The organism is Mesorhizobium sp. CA6, assembly GCF_020165035.1.
Taxonomy (GTDB): Bacteria; Pseudomonadota; Alphaproteobacteria; order Rhizobiales; family Rhizobiaceae; genus Mesorhizobium.
Map to the genome: position 1 here is coordinate 163,986 of NZ_JAIUHI010000014.1, position 18,964 is coordinate 182,949.

General features: G+C 65.1%; 18 protein-coding genes. 5 read left to right on the plus strand and 13 right to left on the minus strand.

The window, feature by feature from the left end; genetic code table 11:
- Positions 1–209 precede the first annotated feature (209 nt).
- The 7 genes from LB526_RS21545 to LB526_RS21575 form a co-directional block, all read right to left on the minus strand.
- Positions 210–1,142 carry an alpha/beta hydrolase gene (locus tag LB526_RS21545; RefSeq protein WP_224629703.1) on the minus strand — a complete coding sequence of 311 codons (933 nt, stop codon included), beginning with the start codon at positions 1,140–1,142 and terminating at the stop codon, positions 210–212.
- A 214-nt stretch (positions 1,143–1,356) separates the two neighbouring features.
- The gene (locus LB526_RS21550; protein WP_224629705.1) at positions 1,357–2,139 is read right to left on the minus strand and encodes a carnitinyl-CoA dehydratase; all 783 of its coding nucleotides are present in this window, start codon (positions 2,137–2,139) and stop codon (positions 1,357–1,359) included.
- A complete protein-coding gene (locus LB526_RS21555) occupies positions 2,132–4,210 on the minus strand; it encodes an acetate--CoA ligase family protein (RefSeq protein ID WP_224629714.1) in 2,079 nt (692 codons plus the stop codon). The genes LB526_RS21550 and LB526_RS21555 overlap by 8 nt, the downstream gene beginning before the upstream one ends.
- A gap of 64 nt (positions 4,211–4,274) precedes the next feature.
- The gene (locus LB526_RS21560; RefSeq protein WP_224629716.1) at positions 4,275–5,438 is read right to left on the minus strand and encodes an acyl-CoA dehydrogenase family protein; all 1,164 of its coding nucleotides are present in this window, start codon (positions 5,436–5,438) and stop codon (positions 4,275–4,277) included.
- 4 nt (positions 5,439–5,442) lie between these two features.
- Positions 5,443–6,564 (minus strand): carnitine 3-dehydrogenase, encoded by a 1,122-nt coding sequence (locus tag LB526_RS21565; RefSeq protein WP_224629718.1) that lies wholly within the window; start codon positions 6,562–6,564, stop codon positions 5,443–5,445.
- A gap of 5 nt (positions 6,565–6,569) precedes the next feature.
- Complete coding sequence (locus tag LB526_RS21570) at positions 6,570–7,193, minus strand: HD domain-containing protein (protein WP_224629720.1); 624 nt, start codon at positions 7,191–7,193, stop codon at positions 6,570–6,572.
- 13 nt (positions 7,194–7,206) lie between these two features.
- Positions 7,207–8,124, minus strand: a complete 918-nt coding sequence (locus LB526_RS21575) for a 3-keto-5-aminohexanoate cleavage protein (RefSeq protein ID WP_127862597.1) — start codon at positions 8,122–8,124, stop codon at positions 7,207–7,209.
- Between the two features lie 131 nt (positions 8,125–8,255).
- On the opposite strand from LB526_RS21575, the gene LB526_RS21580 reads away from it, so the two are divergent.
- The gene (locus LB526_RS21580; protein ID WP_224629722.1) at positions 8,256–9,236 is read left to right on the plus strand and encodes a GlxA family transcriptional regulator; all 981 of its coding nucleotides are present in this window, start codon (positions 8,256–8,258) and stop codon (positions 9,234–9,236) included.
- On the opposite strand, the gene LB526_RS21585 is transcribed toward LB526_RS21580, so the two are convergent.
- The 3 genes from LB526_RS21585 to xylA all read right to left on the minus strand — a co-directional run bounded on the left by LB526_RS21585 (position 9,217) and on the right by xylA (position 11,739).
- Positions 9,217–9,978 (minus strand): TIGR01458 family HAD-type hydrolase, encoded by a 762-nt coding sequence (locus LB526_RS21585; RefSeq protein WP_318013283.1) that lies wholly within the window; start codon positions 9,976–9,978, stop codon positions 9,217–9,219. The genes LB526_RS21580 and LB526_RS21585 overlap by 20 nt on opposite strands.
- A 60-nt stretch (positions 9,979–10,038) precedes the next feature.
- Positions 10,039–10,242 (minus strand): hypothetical protein, encoded by a 204-nt coding sequence (locus LB526_RS21590; RefSeq protein WP_224531740.1) that lies wholly within the window; start codon positions 10,240–10,242, stop codon positions 10,039–10,041.
- A gap of 171 nt (positions 10,243–10,413) precedes the next feature.
- Entirely contained in the window at positions 10,414–11,739 is a 1,326-nt protein-coding gene (xylA, locus tag LB526_RS21595) for a xylose isomerase (RefSeq protein WP_224629731.1), read from the minus strand.
- Between the two features lie 111 nt (positions 11,740–11,850).
- Between xylA and LB526_RS21600 the strand changes: the two genes are divergently transcribed.
- Complete coding sequence (locus LB526_RS21600; protein ID WP_224629733.1) at positions 11,851–12,213, plus strand: nuclear transport factor 2 family protein; 363 nt, start codon at positions 11,851–11,853, stop codon at positions 12,211–12,213.
- A 194-nt stretch (positions 12,214–12,407) separates the two neighbouring features.
- Here LB526_RS21600 and xylB read toward each other — a convergent pair whose 3' ends face one another.
- From xylB to LB526_RS21615, 3 genes are all read right to left on the minus strand, one after another.
- Positions 12,408–13,862 carry a xylulokinase gene (gene xylB, locus LB526_RS21605; RefSeq protein ID WP_224629735.1) on the minus strand — a complete coding sequence of 485 codons (1,455 nt, stop codon included), beginning with the start codon at positions 13,860–13,862 and terminating at the stop codon, positions 12,408–12,410.
- Positions 13,863–13,944: 82 nt separating this feature from the next.
- Positions 13,945–15,264: a tetratricopeptide repeat protein gene (locus LB526_RS21610; RefSeq protein WP_224629737.1), complete on the minus strand. Its 1,320-nt coding sequence runs from the start codon at positions 15,262–15,264 to the stop codon at positions 13,945–13,947.
- Positions 15,265–15,268: 4 nt separating this feature from the next.
- Complete coding sequence (locus LB526_RS21615; protein ID WP_140844649.1) at positions 15,269–15,892, minus strand: LysE family translocator; 624 nt, start codon at positions 15,890–15,892, stop codon at positions 15,269–15,271.
- 304 nt (positions 15,893–16,196) lie between these two features.
- Here LB526_RS21615 and LB526_RS21620 point away from each other — a divergent pair, with 304 nt between their 5' ends.
- The 3 genes from LB526_RS21620 to LB526_RS21630 all read left to right on the plus strand — a co-directional run bounded on the left by LB526_RS21620 (position 16,197) and on the right by LB526_RS21630 (position 18,926).
- A complete protein-coding gene (locus tag LB526_RS21620; RefSeq protein ID WP_224531778.1) occupies positions 16,197–16,886 on the plus strand; it encodes a L,D-transpeptidase in 690 nt (229 codons plus the stop codon).
- Positions 16,887–16,998: 112 nt separating this feature from the next.
- On the plus strand, positions 16,999–18,165 hold the full coding sequence (locus LB526_RS21625; RefSeq protein WP_224629738.1) for a diphosphate--fructose-6-phosphate 1-phosphotransferase: 1,167 nt from the start codon (positions 16,999–17,001) through the stop codon (positions 18,163–18,165).
- 14 nt (positions 18,166–18,179) lie between these two features.
- Positions 18,180–18,926 carry an MBL fold metallo-hydrolase gene (locus LB526_RS21630; RefSeq protein WP_224610165.1) on the plus strand — a complete coding sequence of 249 codons (747 nt, stop codon included), beginning with the start codon at positions 18,180–18,182 and terminating at the stop codon, positions 18,924–18,926.
- Positions 18,927–18,964: the final 38 nt, after the last annotated feature.

Below are 18,964 nucleotides of genomic sequence, written 5' to 3' on the forward strand. Positions count from 1 at the left end.
GAAGCCCAGCGCGTCGACCCCTTCCCGAAGGCGGTGATCGCGCTGGATTCCCGTTGTTCCCGGAGACCGCGAAGTCTCTGGGTTTCTGGTCATGGCGGCTTTCCTTTCCGGGCCGCGCCATTGCGGCGCCTGGCCGTCAGTCGCTGGCCGGCATGGAAAGGTTCATGGGCGGATAGCGGGGTGGAAAGTGTTTGCGGTCGCCAGGGGCGTTACCAGATCCAGTCGCCCCGGCCGAGGGCCGACACCGCCTCGACGATGCGGGTGAAGCTCGTCCGTGCCCGGCCGACCATGTGGCGGGCTCTGAGATAGCCATGCACCAGGCCCGGCTCCTCGAACCAGGCGGCGCGCCCGCCGGCCGCGATGACGCGGTCGCGATAGGCTTCGCCGTCGGACGACAGCGGGTCGCACTCGGCGGTGATCAGTACCGTCGGCGGCAAATAGGCGAAATCGGCGTCGGCCAGCGGATAGAGCGTGATGTCGCCGGTCTGGTCGACGCCGCCGGTGCGGATATGCTTGTAGAAGTCGAGATCGCGCGCGGTCAGCATCGGGGCCTCGGCATGGGTGACGTAGGAGCCGCGCGAATGGTCGCCGCCGAGCCCGGGATAGATCAGCATCTGGCCGGCCGGCTTCTTTTCATGGCCGCGCGTCGCATGCGCTACCGCCGCGCAGAGATTGCCGCCGGCGCTGTCGCCGCAAAGCACGACAGGGCAGTCATAGGTCTTGGCGGCCCATTCGAACGCGTCCATGGCGTCGTCGAAGGCGGCCGGATGCAGATGCTCCGGCGCCAGCCGATAATCGACCGAGACCACCTCGTAGCCGGTGCGGGCGCAAAGCTCGGCGCAGACATCGTCATGGCTCTCCAGCCCGCCCAGGATAAAGCCGCCGCCATGAAGGTAGAGCACCATCGCAGCGTCGTTCGGCTCCGCGTTGCGATAGATGCGGATCGGGATGCCGTCGGCGATGCCTGTCGTCAAGGCGGTCACGCCCTGCGGATAGCCGGCAAAGAACTCCCGGCACATCCGGTCATAGATCGCGCGCTGCTCTTCGATCGTGTAGTCGATCGTGTTCGGCGGATAGTAGGAGTTGGTCTTCTCGATGAAGGCCCAGGTTTCTGCGTCGATGAGGGTTTTGTAGTCGGTCATGCTGGCTGGGCCAACTGGAGAGGTCGAGCCCGGGCACCCCCCTCTGTCCTGCCGGACATCTCCCCCGCAAGGGGGGAGATCAGATGTCGCCCCGACTTTCGCCAATCGCCGACGTTGGAAAGGGAGCGCCGGCGCCGACACTGCCAATCTCCCCCCTTGCGGGGGAGATGGCCGGCAGGCCAGAGGGGGGTGCCTCGCGCCGTCATCTCCGACGTTATCGTCCCTTCCAAACCGGCTCGCGCTTCTCCGCGAAAGCCCGGAACCCTTCCATATTGTCTTCCGACCCGTAGAGCTTATCGACCGTCGGCAGCTGCCGGCGCGTCACCTTGTTCATGGCGTCCTGGAAGGTCAGCGCCTCGGCCACCCGCGCCGTCTCCTTGATTGCGGCGAAGACCAGCGGTGGGCCGCTGGCGAGCAATCTTGCGATCTCCCAGACGCGCTCCTCGAGCTTGTCCTTGGGCAGCACCTCGTTGACTAGGCCCCAGCGATGCGCCTCGGCGACATCCATCCAGCGGCCGGTGAACAGAAGGTCCATGGCGATATGGTAGGGGATGCGCTTCGGCAGCTTGATCGTCGCGGCGTCGGCCAGCGTGCCGGCGCGGATCTCGGGCAGCGCGAAAGAGGAATGGTCCGAGGCGTAGATGAGATCGCAGGAAAGCGCCAACTCGAAGCCGCCGCCCACCGCCATGCCGTTGACGCAGGCGATCACCGGCTTGTTGAGGTCGCGCAACTCCTGCAGCCCGGCAAAGCCGCCGACGCCATAGTCGCCGTCGACCGCGTCGCCTGCGGCCGCCGCCTTCAGGTCCCAGCCGGCGCTGAAGAACTTGTCGCCGGCTGTCTTGACGATGGCGACGCGCAAGTCGGGATCGTCGCGGAACGCCTTGAAGGTCTCGCCCATCAGCCGCGATGTCTTCAGATCGATAGCATTGGCCTTCGGCCGGTCGAGCGTGACCTCGAGGACAGCGCCTTCGCGGCGGGTGGTGATGATTTCAGCCATTCTTCTTCTCTCCAAGCACGAGCAGGGCGTCCGCGATCCAGGCGCCCTTGCCTTCGGCGCACACGATCAGCGGGTTGATGTCGAGTTCCTCAATCTCGCCCTCGTTCTTCTGCACGAAGTCGGCAATGCCGGCGATGGCGTCGATGGCGGCGTCGACGTCGGCCCTGGGCCGGCCGCGATAGCCTTCGAGCAGAGGATAGAGTTTCAATCCACGCAATGCCGCCTCGATATCGTCGCGCGTCGCCGGCAACATCAGGGTCACGCTGTCGCGCAACAGCTCGACCAGCACGCCGCCGGTGCCGAGCGTCATCACCACACCGAACATCGGGTCGCGGGTGAAGCCGACGATCAATTCGGCGACGCCGTCGCGCACCATGCGCTCGGCGTAGAGTCCCGTGCCGAGCGGCAAAAGGTCATGCGCGGCGGCGCTGACGGATTCGGCGTCCTTGAGGTTCAGCCTGACGGCGCCGACTTCCGATTTGTGCGTGACGCCGAGAGCCTTCAGAGCCACCGGGAAACCCAAGCTCATCGAGGAAATCACCGCCTCGACCGCATTGGAGGCGCGCTCGCCCTTCGGCACCGGCAGGCCGGCGTTGATCAGCCTTTCCTTGGCCTCGGCCTCGTCCGGCGTCACGCGTTTGGCTTCCGACGTGCCCGCCGCCGTGGTGTCGACCGGCTGCGCCTGCGGCTCGCGCCATGCCCAGCCGATGAAGGCGGCGGCTTGGGCGGCGTCCATGGCTTCCGAGATGCCGAACAACGGCACCATGCCGCGCGCCATCAATCCGGCGGTGTATTCCTCCGGCAGGTTTTCCGGCAGCGAGGAGACGATCGCGCCCTGCGCCTTGTTGGTCTTCAGCGCCGCCTCGAAGGCGCGCAGCGTCGCCCACCAGTCGACGTCGGAACAGCGGTCCGGGCGCGGGAAGTCGAGCACCAGCATGTTGAGGTCGAAGCCGCCCGACACCATGGCGGTGAAAGTGGCCGTCATCGCCGGCTCGTTGTTCCAGATGAAGGTGTGGTAATCGAGCGGATTGGCGACCGCGACCAGCGGTCCGAGCGTCGATTTGACATGCGCGCGGTGCTCGGCCGTCAGGGCCGGAAAATGCACCCAGCGCCCCTCGGCGCTGTCGGCCATCACGGAAGCCTCGCCGCCCGAGCAGCTCATCGACGAGAGCCTGTAGCCGGGCAATGGTCCGGTGATGTGCAACAGCTTCAGCGCCTCGATGAAGGCCGGAATGGAATCGACGCGCGCGATGCCGAGCCGCTTCAGGAACGCGCCGGAGGCGGCGTCCGAGCCGGCCAGCGAAGCGGTGTGCGACACCGTCGCCTGCCTTGCCTGCTCCGATCGGCCGACTTTCATGGCGATAATCGGCTTCTTCAGCTCGCGCGCCCGCGCAGCCAGCCTTTCGAAGCCGGCGACCGAATCGAAGGCCTCGATATGCAGGCCGAGAGAGGTGACGCGCTCGTCCTCGATCAGGCCCAATGCCATTTCCGAAAGGCCGGTCTGCGCCTGGTTGCCGGCGGTCATCAGGAAGGCGATCGGCAGGCCGCGCTTCTGCATAGTCATGTTGATGGCGATGTTGGACGACTGGGTGATGATAGCGACGCCCTTGCCGCCTTCGGCCAACCGGATGCCGCCGTGCTGGTCGGGCCAAAGCAACGCGCCGTCGGCATAGTTGATTAGGCCGTAGCAGTTCGGGCCGATGATCGGCATCTGGCCGGCGGCGGCGACGAGCTCGGCCTGCAGCCGCTCGCCGTCCTCGTCATAGGCCTCGGTCTCGAGGAAGCCGGCGGCGAAACAGACGGCGCCGCCGGCGCCGCGCTCGGCCAGCGCCTTGATCACCTCGATGGTGAGATGCCGGTTGACGCCGACGAATGCGGCGTCCGGCGCTCCGGGCAGGTCGGAGACGGAGCGGTAGGCCTTGCGGCCGGCGACCTCATCCTTGGTCGGATGCACCGGCCAGATCTCGCCGGCAAAGCCCATCTTGATCGACTGCGCCACGACGGCGGCGGCCTGCGCCCCGCCGAACACGGCGATCGATTTCGGGCGCAGGAGACGTTCGAGTTTATGCATGGCCATCTTTTCGTTTGAGCGCGATCTTGTCCAAGGCCGGATCCGGGCCTTGGCGCATCATGCTCTAAGCTCCGAACGGACGCAGCAGCGCCCGCGAAATAATATGTCGCTGAATCTCCGACGTGCCTTCCCAGATGCGCTCGACGCGGGCATCGCGCCAGATGCGCTCCAGCGGCAGGTCGTCCATAAGTCCCATGCCGCCATGGATCTGGATGGCCTCGTCGGCGACAAAGGCCAGCATTTCGGTGGCCTTCAGCTTGGCCATCGCCATGTCCTGGTCGGTGACGGTGCCCTGATCGTACTTCCAGCCGGCTTCGAACACCATCAGGTCCGCAGCCTTGAGCTCCGTCGCCATGTCGGCCAGCTTGAACGAAACGCCCTGGAACTTGCCGATCTGCTGGCCGAACTGCTGGCGCTGCGCGGCATATTCGATGGCATGCGACAGCGCGCGCTCGGCGCGGCCGAGGCAGGTGGCACCGACCTGCAGGCGCGTGGCGCCGAGCCATGAATTGGCGACGTCGAAGCCCTTGTGCACTTCGCCGAGCACCTGGGAAGCCGGCAGCCGGCAATCGTCGAATTCGAGGATCGAATTGGTGTAGCCGCGATGCGAGACATTGCGATAGCCGTCGCGCACCGTGAAGCCTTTGGTGCCCTTGTCGACGAAGAAGGCGGTGATCTTCTTGCGCTTGCCGCGCGAAGTCTCCTCCTCGCCCGAGGCCATGAAACAAATCGCGAAGTCGGCGATGTCGGCATGCGAGATAAAGTGCTTGGTGCCGTTGAGCACCCAGTCCGAGCCGTCCTGCACCGCGGTCGCCTTCATGCCGCGCAGGTCGGAGCCGGCGCCGGGCTCGGTCATCGCCAGGCAGTCCGACTTCTCGCCGCGGATGCAGGGAAAGAGGTATTTCTCGCGCTGCTCCGGCGTGCCGGCAAGCAGGATGTTGGACGGACGCGCCACGCAGGTCCAGTGCAGCGCGTAATTGGCGCGGCCAAGCTCCTTCTCGTAGAGCAGCCAGCTTACCGTGTCCAAGCCGGCGCCACCGACATCGGCCGGCATGTTGGCGGCATAAAGCCCCGCCTCGATCGCCTTGGCCTTCAACTCGTCGATCAGCTCGCGGCGCAGCACGCCGGTGCGCTCCACCTCGCGCTCATGCGGGTAGAGCTCGTTCTCGACGAAGGCGCGCGTCGTTTCGACGATGAGCTTCTGTTCTTCCGAAAGACCGAAATGCATCGCCTCAGCCCTTCTTCTTGCTCTTCTTCGCCTTGTCGGCCTTGGCGGACTTCTCAGCCTTTGCCGGCTTGGCTGCCTTCTTCGCCGGCTTGGGCTTTTCGGCAGTTTTGGCTGGAGTCTTCTTCGCTGCCAGCTTGGCGAGTTGCCTGGTATAGTCCTTATGCAGCGCGCCGGCACCCCAGCCCTTGCCCTTGTTCTGCCTCGACAGCGCCTCCATGATCGCGACGAGATTGTCGTCGCGGATGCGCTCCAACTCACGGATCGACAGCCCGTGCGCCTGTTCGTCCGACTGCGTGGCGATCAGGTCGACCAGCTCGTCGTTGAACTCGGGCACGTCCATCAGCTTGGTCCACGGCCATTTCAGGCAGGGCCCGAACTGCGCCATGAAGTGGCGCATGCCGGCTTCGCCGCCGGCGACGCGGTAGACCTGGAACATGCCCATCTGCGCCCAGCGCAGGCCGAAGGAATAGCGCATGATGTCGTCGAGTTCCTCGACGGTGCAGATGCCGTCCTTGACCAGCCACAGCGCCTCGCGCCATGCGGCCTCGAGCAGGCGGTCGCCGACGAAGGCCTCGATCTCCTTTCGCACCACCACCGGCTTCATGCCGATCGAGGCGTAGAGCTCCTTGGCCACCTCGATCGCCTCGGGGAAGGTCTGCTCGCCACCGACGATCTCGACCAGCGGCAAGAGATAAACCGGGTTGAACGGATGGCCGACGACCAGCCGCTCCGGATGCTTCTTCATCGCCACCTGCATGTCGGTCGGCTTGATGCCGGAGGTCGAGGAGCCGACAATGGCGTTGGCGGGCGCATGCTGGTCGATCTCGGCCAGCACCTTGTGCTTGAGGTCGAGCCGCTCCGGCACGCTTTCCTGGATGAAGTCGGCGTCGGCAACCGCCTCGGCGATGGTCTTGGCGAAGGTGAGCTTGCCTTCCTTGGGCAGGCCGCCGGGCAGCATCTGCTTGTAGGCGCGGCGCGCGCCCTTCATCACTTCGCCCACCTTGCGCGAGGCTTCCGGATCCGGATCGAAGATCGACACGTCGATGCCGTTGAGCAGCAGCCGCGCCACCCAGCCGGCGCCGATGACACCGCCGCCGATGGCGGCCGCCTTGTTGATGATGCTCATGCTTGTCAGGCTCCGGTTCTCGTCTTGGCTGTTTCGGGATCTGTGAGGGCCACGCGCTCGCCGGCGCGGATCACCGCCGGATCGTAGGCCTTTCGGGCGAAGACCTCGAGCACGAAGGGCCGGAAGAACTCGACCGGCAGCGTCTCGTAGTCGGGATCGAAGCTCGACTGGTCCCAGCGCTCGCAGAACTGGTCGCAGTCATCGAAATAGAGGTGGCCGGCGAAGCGGTCGCGGGCATGCCGATTGCCGCCCAGGTGATGCGCGTAATAGAGGCGCTGGAAGTCGCCGTGCTTTTCCACCACCCAGGTGCATTGCTCGCGCACGAAGGGTTTCAGGATCGCAGCCGCATATTCGTCGTGGTTGTAGGGCGCGTAGATGTCGCCGATGTCGTGCAGCAGCGCGCAGGCGATCCAGTCGGTGTCGGCGCCGTCGCGCCAGGCGCGCGTCGCCGCCTGCAGCGAATGGCCGAGCCGGGTGATCTTGTAGCCGGAAAGACCCTCATCCAGCTGTACGAGCGCGTCGAGCAGCCGGTCGCCGGTCTTGGCGGCGTAGTCGATCTCATGGGCGGTCAGGAATTCGTAGTCTTCCTTGTCGCCGTCCTTCATCGCGGTGAATTTGACGGTAGCCATCTGCACCCCCAAACTATGCTGCGATCGGTGCCCGCTTGGTCAGGTTGAGCTTCTTGCGCACTTCCTCAGGCCCCAGGATACGCGCGCCGAGATTGGTGACGATGCTAGCCGCGCGTTCGACGAGCTGCGCGTTTGTCGCCAGCACGCCCTTGTCGAGCCACAGATTGTCCTCCAGGCCGACACGGACATTGCCGCCGGCAAGCACCGCAGCCGCCGCATAGGCCATCTGGTTGCGGCCGATCGAGAAGGCCGACCAGTTCCAGGTCGAGGGCACGTTGTTGACCATCGCCATGAAGGTGTTGAGATCGTCCGGCGCTCCCCACGGCACGCCCATGCAGAGCTGCACCAGCGCATCCGGGTTGAGCACCTTCTCCTCGACCAACTGCTTGGCGAACCACAGATGTCCGGTGTCGAAGGCCTCGATCTCCGGCTTCACGCCCAGCGCCGTCATCATGCCGCCCATGGCGCGCAGCATGCCGGGCGTGTTGGTCATCACATAATCGGCCTCGGCGAAGTTCATCGTGCCGCAATCCAGCGTGCAGATCTCCGGCAGGCACTGGCGCACATGCTCCATGCGGTTGGTGGCGCCTCCCATGTCGGTGCCCTTCTCGTTGAGCGGCAAAGGCGCTTCCGGCGAGCCGAACACCATGTCGCCACCCATGCCGGCGGTGAGGTTCAGCACCACGTCGACGTTCGCTTCGCGGATGCGCTCGGTCACCTCGCGGTAGAGATGCACGTCGCGCCTCGGCTTGCCGGTCTCGGGGTCGCGCACATGGCAATGGACGATCGCCGCACCCGCCTTGGCGGCGTCGATCGCCGAATCGGCGATCTGCTTAGGCGAGCGCGGCACATGCGGGCTGCGGTCCTGCGTGCCGCCGGAGCCGGTCACGGCACAGGTAATGAAGACCTCGCGGTTCATCGCAAGCGGCATCTTGATCCTCCCAGATTCGATCGGCCATGCATGCCACCCAGAAGCGGGAGCCGACAGCGGCACGGCATGCACGGCAATTTAGCAAGAATGCCCGACTTGCCGGAAACTGTTTTGCGTTTTACGAAGCTCTCATGATCAAAAGCGAAAAGCCGACCATCTTTCGGTCCGAGCGCGAGAGGCTCAAGGTTACGCTCCTCGTGTTCTCGGGGTCCTCGATCATGTGCGTGGCCTCGGCGGTCGACCCGCTGCGCGCAGCAAACCGCATCTCAGGCGAGACGCTGTTCGATTTCAAGCTGGTCTCGGTCACCGGCGAGGCGCCGGTGACCACATGCGGCCTCCCCGTGGCCGTCAGCGGCCGCTTCGACGCGGCCGAGGCCACCGACATGCTGGTTGTCGTCGCCGGCTTCGGCACGCAGAACTACGCCACCTCGGCATTGCTCGCGGGTCTGCGCAGGGCAGCGCGCGCTGCACGCGCTTGCGGTGGTGTCGAGGCGGGAACCTGGCTGGTGGCGCGCGCCGGCCTGCTCGAGGGCCGCAGCGCCACCACGCATTGGGAAGACATGGAGGATTTCTCGACCGCCTTTCCGGGCGTGGACGTGCGGCCGGACCGCTATGTCATCGACGGGCCGGTCTTCACCTCCGGCGGCGCCTCGCCGACCTTCGACCTGATGCTGCATCTCATTCGCACCCGGCTCGGCATGGCCGCCGCGCTCGATGTGGCGAGCGTCTTCATCTACGACCAGGCGCGCGCCGCGACCGACGCGCAGCCGCTAGTCTCGCTTGGCCGGCTCGACGGCTACGATCCGCGGCTTGCCCAGGCGATCCGGCTGATGGAAGCGCATGTCGACCAGCCGCTCACCATCGACGCCGTGGCAAAACGCGCCGGCGTCACGGCAAGGACGCTGGAAAGCATTTTTCGCAAGTCGATCGGCGAGACGCCCGGCGCCTATTATCTGAGGCTGCGCCTCAGCGCCGCCCGGCGTCTGGTGGTCGATACGCGCATCGCCATGGCCGACATCGCCGGGCGCACCGGCTTTTCCTCGGCCGCGGCATTTTCCAGGGCATTTTCCAGGGCTTTCGGCGAGGCGCCGGTCAGGCTGCGGCGCGATTGAGAATCCAGTCTGTTGCGGCGGCGAGGTCATCGACCACTGCCGTCGGAGCCGGATCGTATCGCGTCTCGTCCTTGGGTCGGTACTTGCCCGTCCGCACGAGCAGCGCCGCGCCGAGCCCGGCGCTGAGCGCGCCGGCGACATCGCTCTCCGCGTCGTCACCGACCATGACCGCATCGGCGGCCGGGCAGTTCAAATCGGCAAGCGCCGAATGGAAGAAGTCCGCCGACGGCTTGCCGAGCACGACGGGCTTTCGGCCGCTGGCGAATTCGAGGGTCGCGACGAAAGCGCCGGCGTCGAGGCTGAGCTGGCCGTCCGCATCCTTGAAGGTGCGGTTGGTGGCCAAAGCCACAAAATCGGCGCCGGCGGATAACGCGCGGAAAGCACGGTTGAGACTGGCGTAGCCGAACGCCTCGCCGGCATCGCCCACGACGACCGCCTTGCCGCTTCCTCCCTCCAGGCCCGAAAACTCTGCTTCGAGATCGGGATGGACGAGCAGATGCGGCTCGCGGCCATGCCTGCGCAACCATTCGATCGCAGCGCGCGCCGGCGTCAGCAATTCTTCATCCGCAACTTCGATGCCCATGGCGGCAAGTTGCGCGACGATCTTGCTGCGCGGCGAGCGTGTCGTGTTGCTGACAAAGCGGAGCGGCAGGCCGGCCTTGCGCAAACGCCCGACCGCGGTCACGGCTCCTGCGATCGGGTGATCGCCATCATAGACGACACCCACAAGGTCAAGCAGCACCGCGCGTATCATCGGTGCAGGATGGAGAAGCCACCTCTTTTCGTCAAATCACGGGAATTGTCAGGCGGCGTCGCGGCCTTCGCCGACGATGCGCGTGCGCATGCTCTTGGCCAGCGCCGTTTCCAACCGCGCGGCGACCGCGCGGTCCCATTCATTTGTCTTGCGACCGCCCTCTTTCGAATGGGGCAAGGCCATCAGCCGGTCGATGATCGATCCGGTTTCACCGGACGAAAGCAGGGCGTCGATCTCGCGTTCGTGCTGCATATCGGTTCGCCTCCTTCTTCTTCACCCGCCACAGGAGCCACGTTTATACGAGTTCCGTGACGGCTGTTTGAAGGCAAGAGCGGGGCGATTGAGGGGCGGCTCGGGGCAAAACCTTGTCGTGAAGTTCTGCCCCGCGCGAATGCTATACGCTCGGGCATTCCGCCTGAGCGATCAGACGTAGCGGTTGACGATGTTCTCCAGCAGTTCCTGCCGGCCGGAGCGCGGCTGCGGCTCGATCTTCTCCTTCACCACGCGCTCGGCGATCTCCTCCAGCGTGCGCTCGCCCGAAAGCATCGCCTTGCCTTCGGCGGTGTTCCAGCCGGCATAGCGCTCGGCGAGCGGGCCGGACAGCGCCTTGTCCTCGATCATCTTCGCCGCAGCTTTCAGACCGCGCGCGCAGGCATCCATGCCGCCGATATGGCCGATCAGGAGGTCGTCCGGATCGAGCGACTGCCGCCTGAGCTTGGCGTCGAAATTGGTGCCGCCGGTCTTGAAGCCGCCGCCTTGCAGCACCTGATAGTAGGCCAGCGCCATTTCCGGCACGTTGTTGGGGAACTGGTCGGTGTCCCAGCCCGACTGGTAGTCGTTGCGGTTCATGTCGATCGAACCGAAGATTCCCAGCGCATTCGCCAAAGCCAGCTCGTGCTCGAAGGAATGGCCGGCCAGGATCGCGTGGCCCTGCTCGATGTTGAGCTTTACTTCCTTCTCCAGCCCGAAGCGCTTGAGGAAGCCGTAGACCGTCGCGACGTCGTAGTCGTACTGGTGCTTTGTCGGCTCCTGCGGCTTCGGCTCGATCAGGATCGTGCCCGTGAAGCCTATCTTGTGCTTGTAATCGACGACGAGGTTGAGGAAGCGGCCGGCCTGTTCCTGCTCGCGGGCAAGGTCGGTGTTGAGCAGCGTCTCATAGCCCTCGCGGCCGCCCCACAGCACATAGTTCTCGCCCTTGAGCTTCTTGGTAACGTCGATGCAGCTCTTCACCGTCGCCGCCGCATAGGCGAACACATCCGGATCGGGATTGGTGGCCGCGCCGGACATGAAGCGGCGATGCGAGAAGAGGTTCGCCGTGCCCCAGAGCAGCTTGACGCCGGTCTGTTTCATCTTGTCGGCGAAATAGTCGGTGATCTCGTCGAGGCGCGCGGCGCTCTCCGAAAAATCCTTGCCTTCCGGGCGCACGTCTGCGTCGTGGAAGCAGAAATAGGGCGCGCCGAGCAGCGAGAACATCTCGAAGGCGACGTCGGCCTTGAGCTTGGCCAGTTCCATCGTGTCGACGCCGCCCGGCTTGGCAAACCAGGGTCGGTCGAAGGTCTGGCCGCCGAACGGGTCGCCGCCCGGCCATGCGAAGGAATGCCAGTAGGCGACGGCGAAGCGCAGATGGTCTTCCAGCCGCTTGCCGGCCACCACCTCATCGGGGTTGTAGTAGCGGTAGGCCAGCGGATTGGTCGAATCCGGCCCTTCATATTTGATTGTCTTGATGTCGCCGAAAAATCCGCTGCTCATGGTTTCCTTCCTCTCCGAGATGGTTTCCCGATTACCTCAGGCGTAATTGGTTTCACTCTTTTGCCGGGCGAAAAGCGTCATGTCGAAACGATCCAACGAAGGACCATGACTATGACCGACCTCAACACGATCGCCCGCAATTACATCGCCGCCTGGAACGAGATCGATGCGCAGCGCCGCAAGGCGCTGCTCGAAGCCGCCTTCACCAGCGACGTCAGCTATCGCGACCCGATCATGCAAGGCGATGGCCATGACGGCATCGCCGCGCTGATCGACGGCGTGCAACAGCGCTTCGTCGGCTTCCGCTTCTCGCTGAAGGGTGAGCCGGACGGTTTCGCCGACCGCATCCGCTTCTCGTGGAATCTTGGGCCGGAAGGCACGGACTCCGTCATCGAAGGCACCGACATCGGCGTCATCGAGAATGGGCGGCTGAAGAGTGTCACCGGGTTTTTGGATAAGGTGCCGGCGCAGTGATAACTGGAGAGGTGGGATGCGAGGCCCCCCTCTCTGGCCTGCCGGCCATCTCCCCCTCAGGGGGGGAGATTGGCAGCTTCGAGGCCTCGCCTCTCCTTGCAACGCCGGCGATTGGCGAAAGCCGGCGTGACATCCAATCTCCCCACTTGCGGGGGAGATGCCCGGCAGGGCAGAGAGGGGGGCCTCGCACATAGTCACGCAGTTATCGCTCTTATCGCCGGATACAGCGCCCGATACCCTTGATACGCATCAGCATAAGCGCCACCCAGCCCGACATCCGGCTCGATCGTCGCATCCGTGGCCGGCGCAGTGCAGACGGCAAGCGGATCGGCCCCCGTAGCCGCAATCAACCCAAGCCTTGCCGCACCAAACGCCGCGCCGAAATCGCCGTCGGTCGGAATATCGACCGGAACCTGCAGCGCGGTAGCGATCGCCTTCAGCCAATAGCGCGAGCGCGAGCCGCCGCCGATCGCGGTCACCCGGCTCAGCGTGGTGCCGGCCGTCTTCAGCGCCTCGAGACTGTCGCGAAAGGCGAAAGCGACGCCCTCAAGCACGGCCTGCGTCAGCACGGCCCGGCTCGATTGATGCGCCAGCCCGGTAAAGGAGCCCCGAATGGCGGAATCATTGTGCGGCGTGCGCTCGCCGGAGAGATAGGGCAGGAAGGTAACGCCCGTCGGCGCCTTCAGCGTATCGCCGAGTTCGCCGGTCAGGTCGCCGGCGCTCTTTGCCGTGATCTCCGACAGCCAGTTGAGCGAATCGGTGGCCGAAAGGATCACGCCCATCTGGTGCCAGGTGTCGGGCAGCGCATGGCAGAATGTGTGGACCGCGCTTTCCGGATTGGGCAGATAGGAGGCGTTCGCCGCAAACAGCACGCCCGACGTGCCGAGCGACACGAAAGCGTGGCCGGCGCCGACCGTGCCCATGCCGCAGGCCGAGGCCGCGTTGTCGCCGGCGCCGCCGGCAATTGGAATTCCCGCCGCGATACCCCATTTCGACGCGAGCTCGCCGCGCAAGGCGCCGGCCTTGGCCGTGCCTTCGACCAGCGAGGGCATGTGCTTTTCGTCGAGCGACGTCGCCGCCAGCAATTCGGGTGCCCAGCGGCGCTTGCCGACATCGAGCCACGAGGTGCCGGCCGAATCCGACATTTCCGAAATATGCTCGCCGGTCAGCCAGAGCCGCAGGTAATCCTTTGGCAGCAGCACCTTGGCCACCCTGGCGAAGATTGCCGGCTCGTTGTTCTTCACCCAGGCAAGCTTCGGCGCGGTGAAGCCGGGGAAGACGATGTTGCCGGTGAGCTTGCGGAAGCGTGGATCGGCATCGAGCGCGGCCGCCTCGACATGGCTGCGGGTGTCGTTCCACAGAATGCAGGGGCGCAGCACCTTGTTCGAGGCGTCGAGGAGGGTGGCGCCGTGCATCTGGCCGGAAAGGCCGATGCCCTTGACCGCGGCCAGCTCCTTCGGATGGGAAGCCTTGAGTTCGCCAATCGCCGTCTCGCAGGCCTCGATCCAATGCGCCGGATCCTGCTCCGACCAACCCGGATGCGGCCGCGAAACGTCGAGCGAGCCATGGCCGGAGCCGATGACCTTCTGGCCGTCGTCGATCAGCAGCGCCTTGACGCCCGAAGTGCCCAGGTCGAGGCCGAGATACATGATTTCCTCCCACTGCCGTTAATTTTTTCGGATCCCGAAAAAATCTGGCTTGGCCAGTTTTTAGGACAAGATCCGCTCCGGGTCAATTCTCTGACAAATCGGCGGCGCGACGCGAGAACAGCGCCGACAGCGGGCTGTCGGGCCTGGCGAGCTGCCGTTCGACCGTCAGCGCCCGCGCGAGCGCCGTATCGCCGGCGCGCAACGCGGCCTCGATCAGCGTCAGGTCGATCACGTCGCGCTGCGCATGGCTGCCGCCGAAACGATGCGCGATCGAGCGGATCGGCCGGATCAGGCGCGCGGCCTCGTCATATTTGCCTTCGCCGAAAGCCTTGATCGCAAGCGTCAGCGGATGGCCGACATCGCGCGTGAAGACGGCGTTGTCATCCTCGCCGCGCATCGCTTCGCGTTGCGCCTCGAGCAGCGTCTTGGCCGGCGCCTCCAGGCCTGCGCCGACAAAGGCCATCATCGCATGCGCGTCGTTGAAGGCATAATTGCCGGCGGCGGCTTTTGGCATCCAGTTGCCGGCAAGCGCCGCCCAGCGGTCGCCGACATCGACGCCGCCCAGTGCGAGGCGCCACAGGATCGCCGAGGCATCGACCATGTTGAGCGCCAATGTCGAGCGGTCGCCATAGATCGGCCCGTCATAGAGCTTGAGCACCTCGTCGGTTTCGCCGAGATCGTAATGGAACAGCGCCAGATGCCACCAATTGTGGATCTTGAGGAAGCTGTCCGTCGACCACGCGTCGGGATTGGCCCGCATCCAGGCGATGCCGTCTCGTTGCCGGCTCTGCATTTCCATGACATGCGCGACCGCATGCTGCGCCCAGCCGTCGCGCGGTTCGATCTCCACAGCCTGCCGGCCGAAGGATTCGGCACGGCCATAATCGCCCATCTCCTCCAGCCCGAACGCCTGCATGCCGAGAACGGCGTGGTAGCCCGGCATGTCTTTCTGCCAGGCCGGCAGCGCCCGGCCGATGCGGTCGCGCAGCATGCGCGCATTGCCGGTGAAGAAATCGACCTGATGCCCGGTCTGCAGCGCCACAGCATCGAGCGGGTGGTCGATGGCGACATCTTCCAGAATGCGCGACGCCTGGTGCCAGTGTCCCCCCGCGAGATGGCCGAGTGCGGCGACATGCGCCTGCTCGCGGGTCGTCGCCGCAAGCGGCAACGCCGCCTCGTAGCACGCCTTGGCCACGGCAGTCGCTTCGCGCTCCGTCGCCAGGCCGAACAGATAGCCCTTGAATACATGCGCCATGACGAAACCGGGATTTTCGCCAATAGCGCGGTCGATGGAGCTGACCGGATCGCCGATGAAGCATTGCAATTCATGCACAGCGCGGGCGTAGGACGAAAACCCGGCTTCGGTCGCACCGGAATAGGTAAGACCGAATGCGTCCTTCATAGCTTCAGTTGGCCGACCGCATCGCCACCGTGGCGATGCCGGCGCCGACCAGCAGCGTGCCGCCGGTGCGGTTGAAGATGCGGATCGCCTTCGGGTTGCGCACGATCGCCCTGGCCCTGGACGCGACCAGCGCGTAGCCGAAGGCATTGGCGAAGGCCAAAGTCAGGAAGGTCGTCTCGAAGATCAGCATCTGCGTCCAGAAATCGGCATGCCGGTCGAGGAATTGCGGCAGGAAGGCGACGAAGAAGGTGATGCTCTTCGGGTTCAGCGCCGTCACCAGCCAGGCATGCGCCATCATCCGTGCCGCCGAGACCGCGTCGGTGCGCGGTTCGGCCTTCAGCGCGCCGCCGGCGCGGAACAGTTTTATGCCGAGATAGATGAGATAGCCGGCGCCGATCACCTTGAGCATGGTGAACACCGTTGCCGAAGCCGCAAGCAGCGCGCCAATGCCGAGCATCGACAGCGTCATGGCGGTGAAGTCGCCCAGCGCCACGCCCACTGCCATCGGCAACGCGGTGCGCCAGCCTTGCCCAAGCGCATAGGAGACGACCAGGAGGATCGTCGGGCCAGGAATGATGAGAAGAATGGAAGAGGCGGCGGCGAAGGCAGCCCAGTTTTCGAAGGACATTTCCCTGCTCCTTGAACGCAAAGAAAAGGATAAATCCTGGGGCCGGGGAGAATGTAAAGGGGCCGTTGGAAAAATCTTCAGCGCCGAGGCCGGCGGCTCATCTACCGCCATAACGATCCGTTAGGGTTAAGCCCGGCACGGGCTCTTTCACCCTTTTTCAACGATGAATGGCGAAAATGCCTGCGATCCGGCCGGACCCCCGCCGGCAGCGTAGGGTTTGTGCATGCGCGAGTTGCCGCAACGTCTGACGTCGCCTTCCAACGGCGCAGCAATCGATACCGAAATTCAGCTTTCCCGCCGCGCCATGCTTTCCGGCGCCGGCGCCATGGCGCTGCTCGGCCTTGCCGGCTGCAGCACCACCGACACGCTCGACCTGCCGCAAATGCAGCTCGACAACACCGTCACCGGTTCCGTGCCGCCGATGCGTCCGGCGATCAGCGTCGACAAGAACATCACCGGCCCGGACGTCATGTATGCCTCGCTCACCGACGGCGGCTTCCAGGTGCCGGAGGTGCCGTGGCAGAAGGTCAAGCCGCAGTTCCGCCGCCAGATCGTCGTCGACAAGACCGGCGAGGCGCCCGGCACCATCGTCGTCCACTTGCAGGAGCGCATGCTCTATCTCGTCCAGCCGGGCGGCGACGCCATCCGCTACGGCGTCGGCATCGGCAAGGACGGCTTCCGCTGGTCGGGCCGCGCCAACATCCAGTACGGCCGCGAATGGCCGGTGTGGACGCCGCCGCCGGAAATGATCCAGCGCAAGCCCGAACTGGTGAAATGGCAAGGCGGCCAGCCCGGCGGCCTCACCAATCCGCTGGGCGCCCGGGCGCTCTACATCTACCAGAACGGTAAGGACACCGGCTACCGCATCCACGGCTCGCCCGAATGGTGGAGCATCGGCCAGGCCATGTCGTCGGGCTGCGTGCGCCTGATCAACCAGGACATTATCGACCTCTACAGCCGCGTTTCCAAGAAGAACCCGGTCGTCGTGGTCTGATCTTTCCAGGCGACCTGTCTGGCCGCCATTTCGAGATACCGTTTCTTCCGTTGCGCGATGCCGCAAGACAGGCCAAGGTACCTGAAAACCTTCGCTTCGGGAGAAATCGAGCATGTCTGGAACCTTCGTCATCGCGCAAGGCGGCGGCCCGACCGCCGTCATCAACCAGACGGTCGTCGGCGCCACGCTGGAAATCCGCAAACGCCATCCAGGCGCCAAGGTGCTGGGCTCGCTCCACGGCGTGCGCGGCATGCGCGACGGCAATTATGTCGATCTCTCCGCCATCCCCGAGGACAGGTTGCGGCTGATTGCCGGCACGCCGAGCGCCGCCCTCGGCTCGACCCGCGACAAGCCGGACGCCGCCTATTGCGAGGTCATCCTCAACGGCTTGAAAAAGGCCGGCGCCGACGCCTTCATCTATATCGGCGGCAACGACACCTCGGGCACGCAGCAGATCCTGACCGATGCCGCCGGCGGCTCGATCGCCTTCGTGCACGCGCCCAAGACCATCGACAACGACCTCGAGGAGAACGACCACACGCCGGGCTTCATCTCGGCGGCAGAATTCGTCGCTGGCGCCTTCCTCTCCGTCGACCTCGATTTCCGCGCCCTGCCCGGCATCTATGTCGGCATCGTCATGGGCCGGCATGCCGGCTTCCTGACCGCCGCCGCGGCCGCATGGCAGCTCGATCCCGACAGCGGACCGCATCTGATCTACGTGCCGGAGCGCGCCTTCTCGGCGAAGCGCTTCATCGAGGAAGTGCGCGAAAAGCTGGACCGCCACAAGCGCTGCATCGTCGCTGTCTCGGAGGGCGTCAGCACTGCCGACGGCAAGGCGCTGGTCGAAAGCCTGGTGCCGCCGGACAAGCTGGAGCGCGATCAGCACGGCAACGTCAAATTGTCGGGCAGCGACCTGCCGGCGGCGCTCGAACGGGCCTTGGCCGAGGGCCTGCCCGGCAAGCGCGCGCGGGTCGACGCGCTGGGCTACATGCCGCGCGGTTACGTCGGCGCGATCAGCGCCGTGGACGCCAAGGAAGCCTTCGACGCCGGCGCTTTCGCGGTTGCTGTCGCAGGCGAAGGCGGCGGCTCGGTCGCGCTGCAATATGACGGGTCGAAGACGGTGTTGAAGAAGGTGTCGCTGAAGGCGGTGGCCGGCAAGACCCGCCACATGCCCGACGATTTCATGAAGCCGGACGCCAATCAGCTTTCGGAAGCCGGCATGGCCTACCTGAAGCGGCTGGTGCCGGAAAAATACAAGGTCGGCAAGCCGTTCATCTGATGGGCGGCGGCTCGATGCCCGAGCTTGAGGTTGGCGACTGGTTCGGCAAGGCGAAAGTCGATGCCGGCACGACGATGCTGACCGAGCCTTTCGTGCACGATTTCGTGCGCGCCAATATGTGGCATCTGAAGGGCCGCGAGGCGGATCTGCTGGTCGACACAGGCATGGGCATCCGTCCGCTGGCGCCTGAGATCGACACGCCGCCCGGCAAGCCGCTCATCGTCGTCGCCACGCACATCCATCTCGACCATGTCGGCTCGCTGCATGAATTCCCGCTGCGCCTGGGCCCGAAGATGAGCGCGCCGCGGTTCGACGCCATGGATGATGCCGTCACCTACGCTTACATGTTCCACAATCTCGACGGCGCCGTCTCGAAACTGCCGGCGCCGGACTGGAAGGCGGCCGATTACCGGATTCCGTCAGCACCGCTGACGCGTGCGCTCGACGAAGGCGACATCGTCGATCTCGGCGACCGCAAATTCCGTGTGCTGCATCTGCCTGGACACTCGCCGGATTCGATCGCGCTTTTCGACGAGGCCGATGGCCTCTTCCTCGCCGGCGATGCCATCTATGACGGCATGCTGATCGACGATCTGCCGGATTCGGACCGCACGGCCTATTGCCGCACCATGCGGCGCCTGCTCGACCTGCCGATCCGCATCGGCCATGGCGGCCATGGCCCGAGTTTTACCGGCCAGCGAATGCGTGAGATCGCCTCCGCTTATCTGCGTCGGAGAGAGCGGTTCGTAAGCGCTCTCTGAATTAAATCTTCGTAAGGTCATCCAAAGGCCCTGATTCA

What these genes read in the sequence shown, in the direction of transcription:
- LB526_RS21545 (WP_224629703.1), bottom strand. Translation starts at nt 1,142, where the DNA reads ATGACCGACTACAAAACCCTCATCGACGCAGAAACCTGGGCCTTCATC.
- LB526_RS21550 (WP_224629705.1), bottom strand. Translation starts at nt 2,139, where the DNA reads ATGGCTGAAATCATCACCACCCGCCGCGAAGGCGCTGTCCTCGAGGTC.
- LB526_RS21555 (WP_224629714.1), bottom strand. Translation starts at nt 4,210, where the DNA reads ATGCATAAACTCGAACGTCTCCTGCGCCCGAAATCGATCGCCGTGTTC.
- LB526_RS21560 (WP_224629716.1), bottom strand. Translation starts at nt 5,438, where the DNA reads ATGCATTTCGGTCTTTCGGAAGAACAGAAGCTCATCGTCGAAACGACG.
- LB526_RS21565 (WP_224629718.1), bottom strand. Translation starts at nt 6,564, where the DNA reads ATGAGCATCATCAACAAGGCGGCCGCCATCGGCGGCGGTGTCATCGGC.
- LB526_RS21570 (WP_224629720.1), bottom strand. Translation starts at nt 7,193, where the DNA reads ATGGCTACCGTCAAATTCACCGCGATGAAGGACGGCGACAAGGAAGAC.
- LB526_RS21575 (WP_127862597.1), bottom strand. Translation starts at nt 8,124, where the DNA reads ATGCCGCTTGCGATGAACCGCGAGGTCTTCATTACCTGTGCCGTGACC.
- LB526_RS21580 (WP_224629722.1), top strand. Translation starts at nt 8,256, where the DNA reads ATGATCAAAAGCGAAAAGCCGACCATCTTTCGGTCCGAGCGCGAGAGG.
- LB526_RS21590 (WP_224531740.1), bottom strand. Translation starts at nt 10,242, where the DNA reads ATGCAGCACGAACGCGAGATCGACGCCCTGCTTTCGTCCGGTGAAACC.
- xylA (WP_224629731.1), bottom strand. Translation starts at nt 11,739, where the DNA reads ATGAGCAGCGGATTTTTCGGCGACATCAAGACAATCAAATATGAAGGG.
- LB526_RS21600 (WP_224629733.1), top strand. Translation starts at nt 11,851, where the DNA reads ATGACCGACCTCAACACGATCGCCCGCAATTACATCGCCGCCTGGAAC.
- xylB (WP_224629735.1), bottom strand. Translation starts at nt 13,862, where the DNA reads ATGTATCTCGGCCTCGACCTGGGCACTTCGGGCGTCAAGGCGCTGCTG.
- LB526_RS21610 (WP_224629737.1), bottom strand. Translation starts at nt 15,264, where the DNA reads ATGAAGGACGCATTCGGTCTTACCTATTCCGGTGCGACCGAAGCCGGG.
- LB526_RS21615 (WP_140844649.1), bottom strand. Translation starts at nt 15,892, where the DNA reads ATGTCCTTCGAAAACTGGGCTGCCTTCGCCGCCGCCTCTTCCATTCTT.
- LB526_RS21620 (WP_224531778.1), top strand. Translation starts at nt 16,197, where the DNA reads ATGCTTTCCGGCGCCGGCGCCATGGCGCTGCTCGGCCTTGCCGGCTGC.
- LB526_RS21625 (WP_224629738.1), top strand. Translation starts at nt 16,999, where the DNA reads ATGTCTGGAACCTTCGTCATCGCGCAAGGCGGCGGCCCGACCGCCGTC.
- LB526_RS21630 (WP_224610165.1), top strand. Translation starts at nt 18,180, where the DNA reads ATGCCCGAGCTTGAGGTTGGCGACTGGTTCGGCAAGGCGAAAGTCGAT.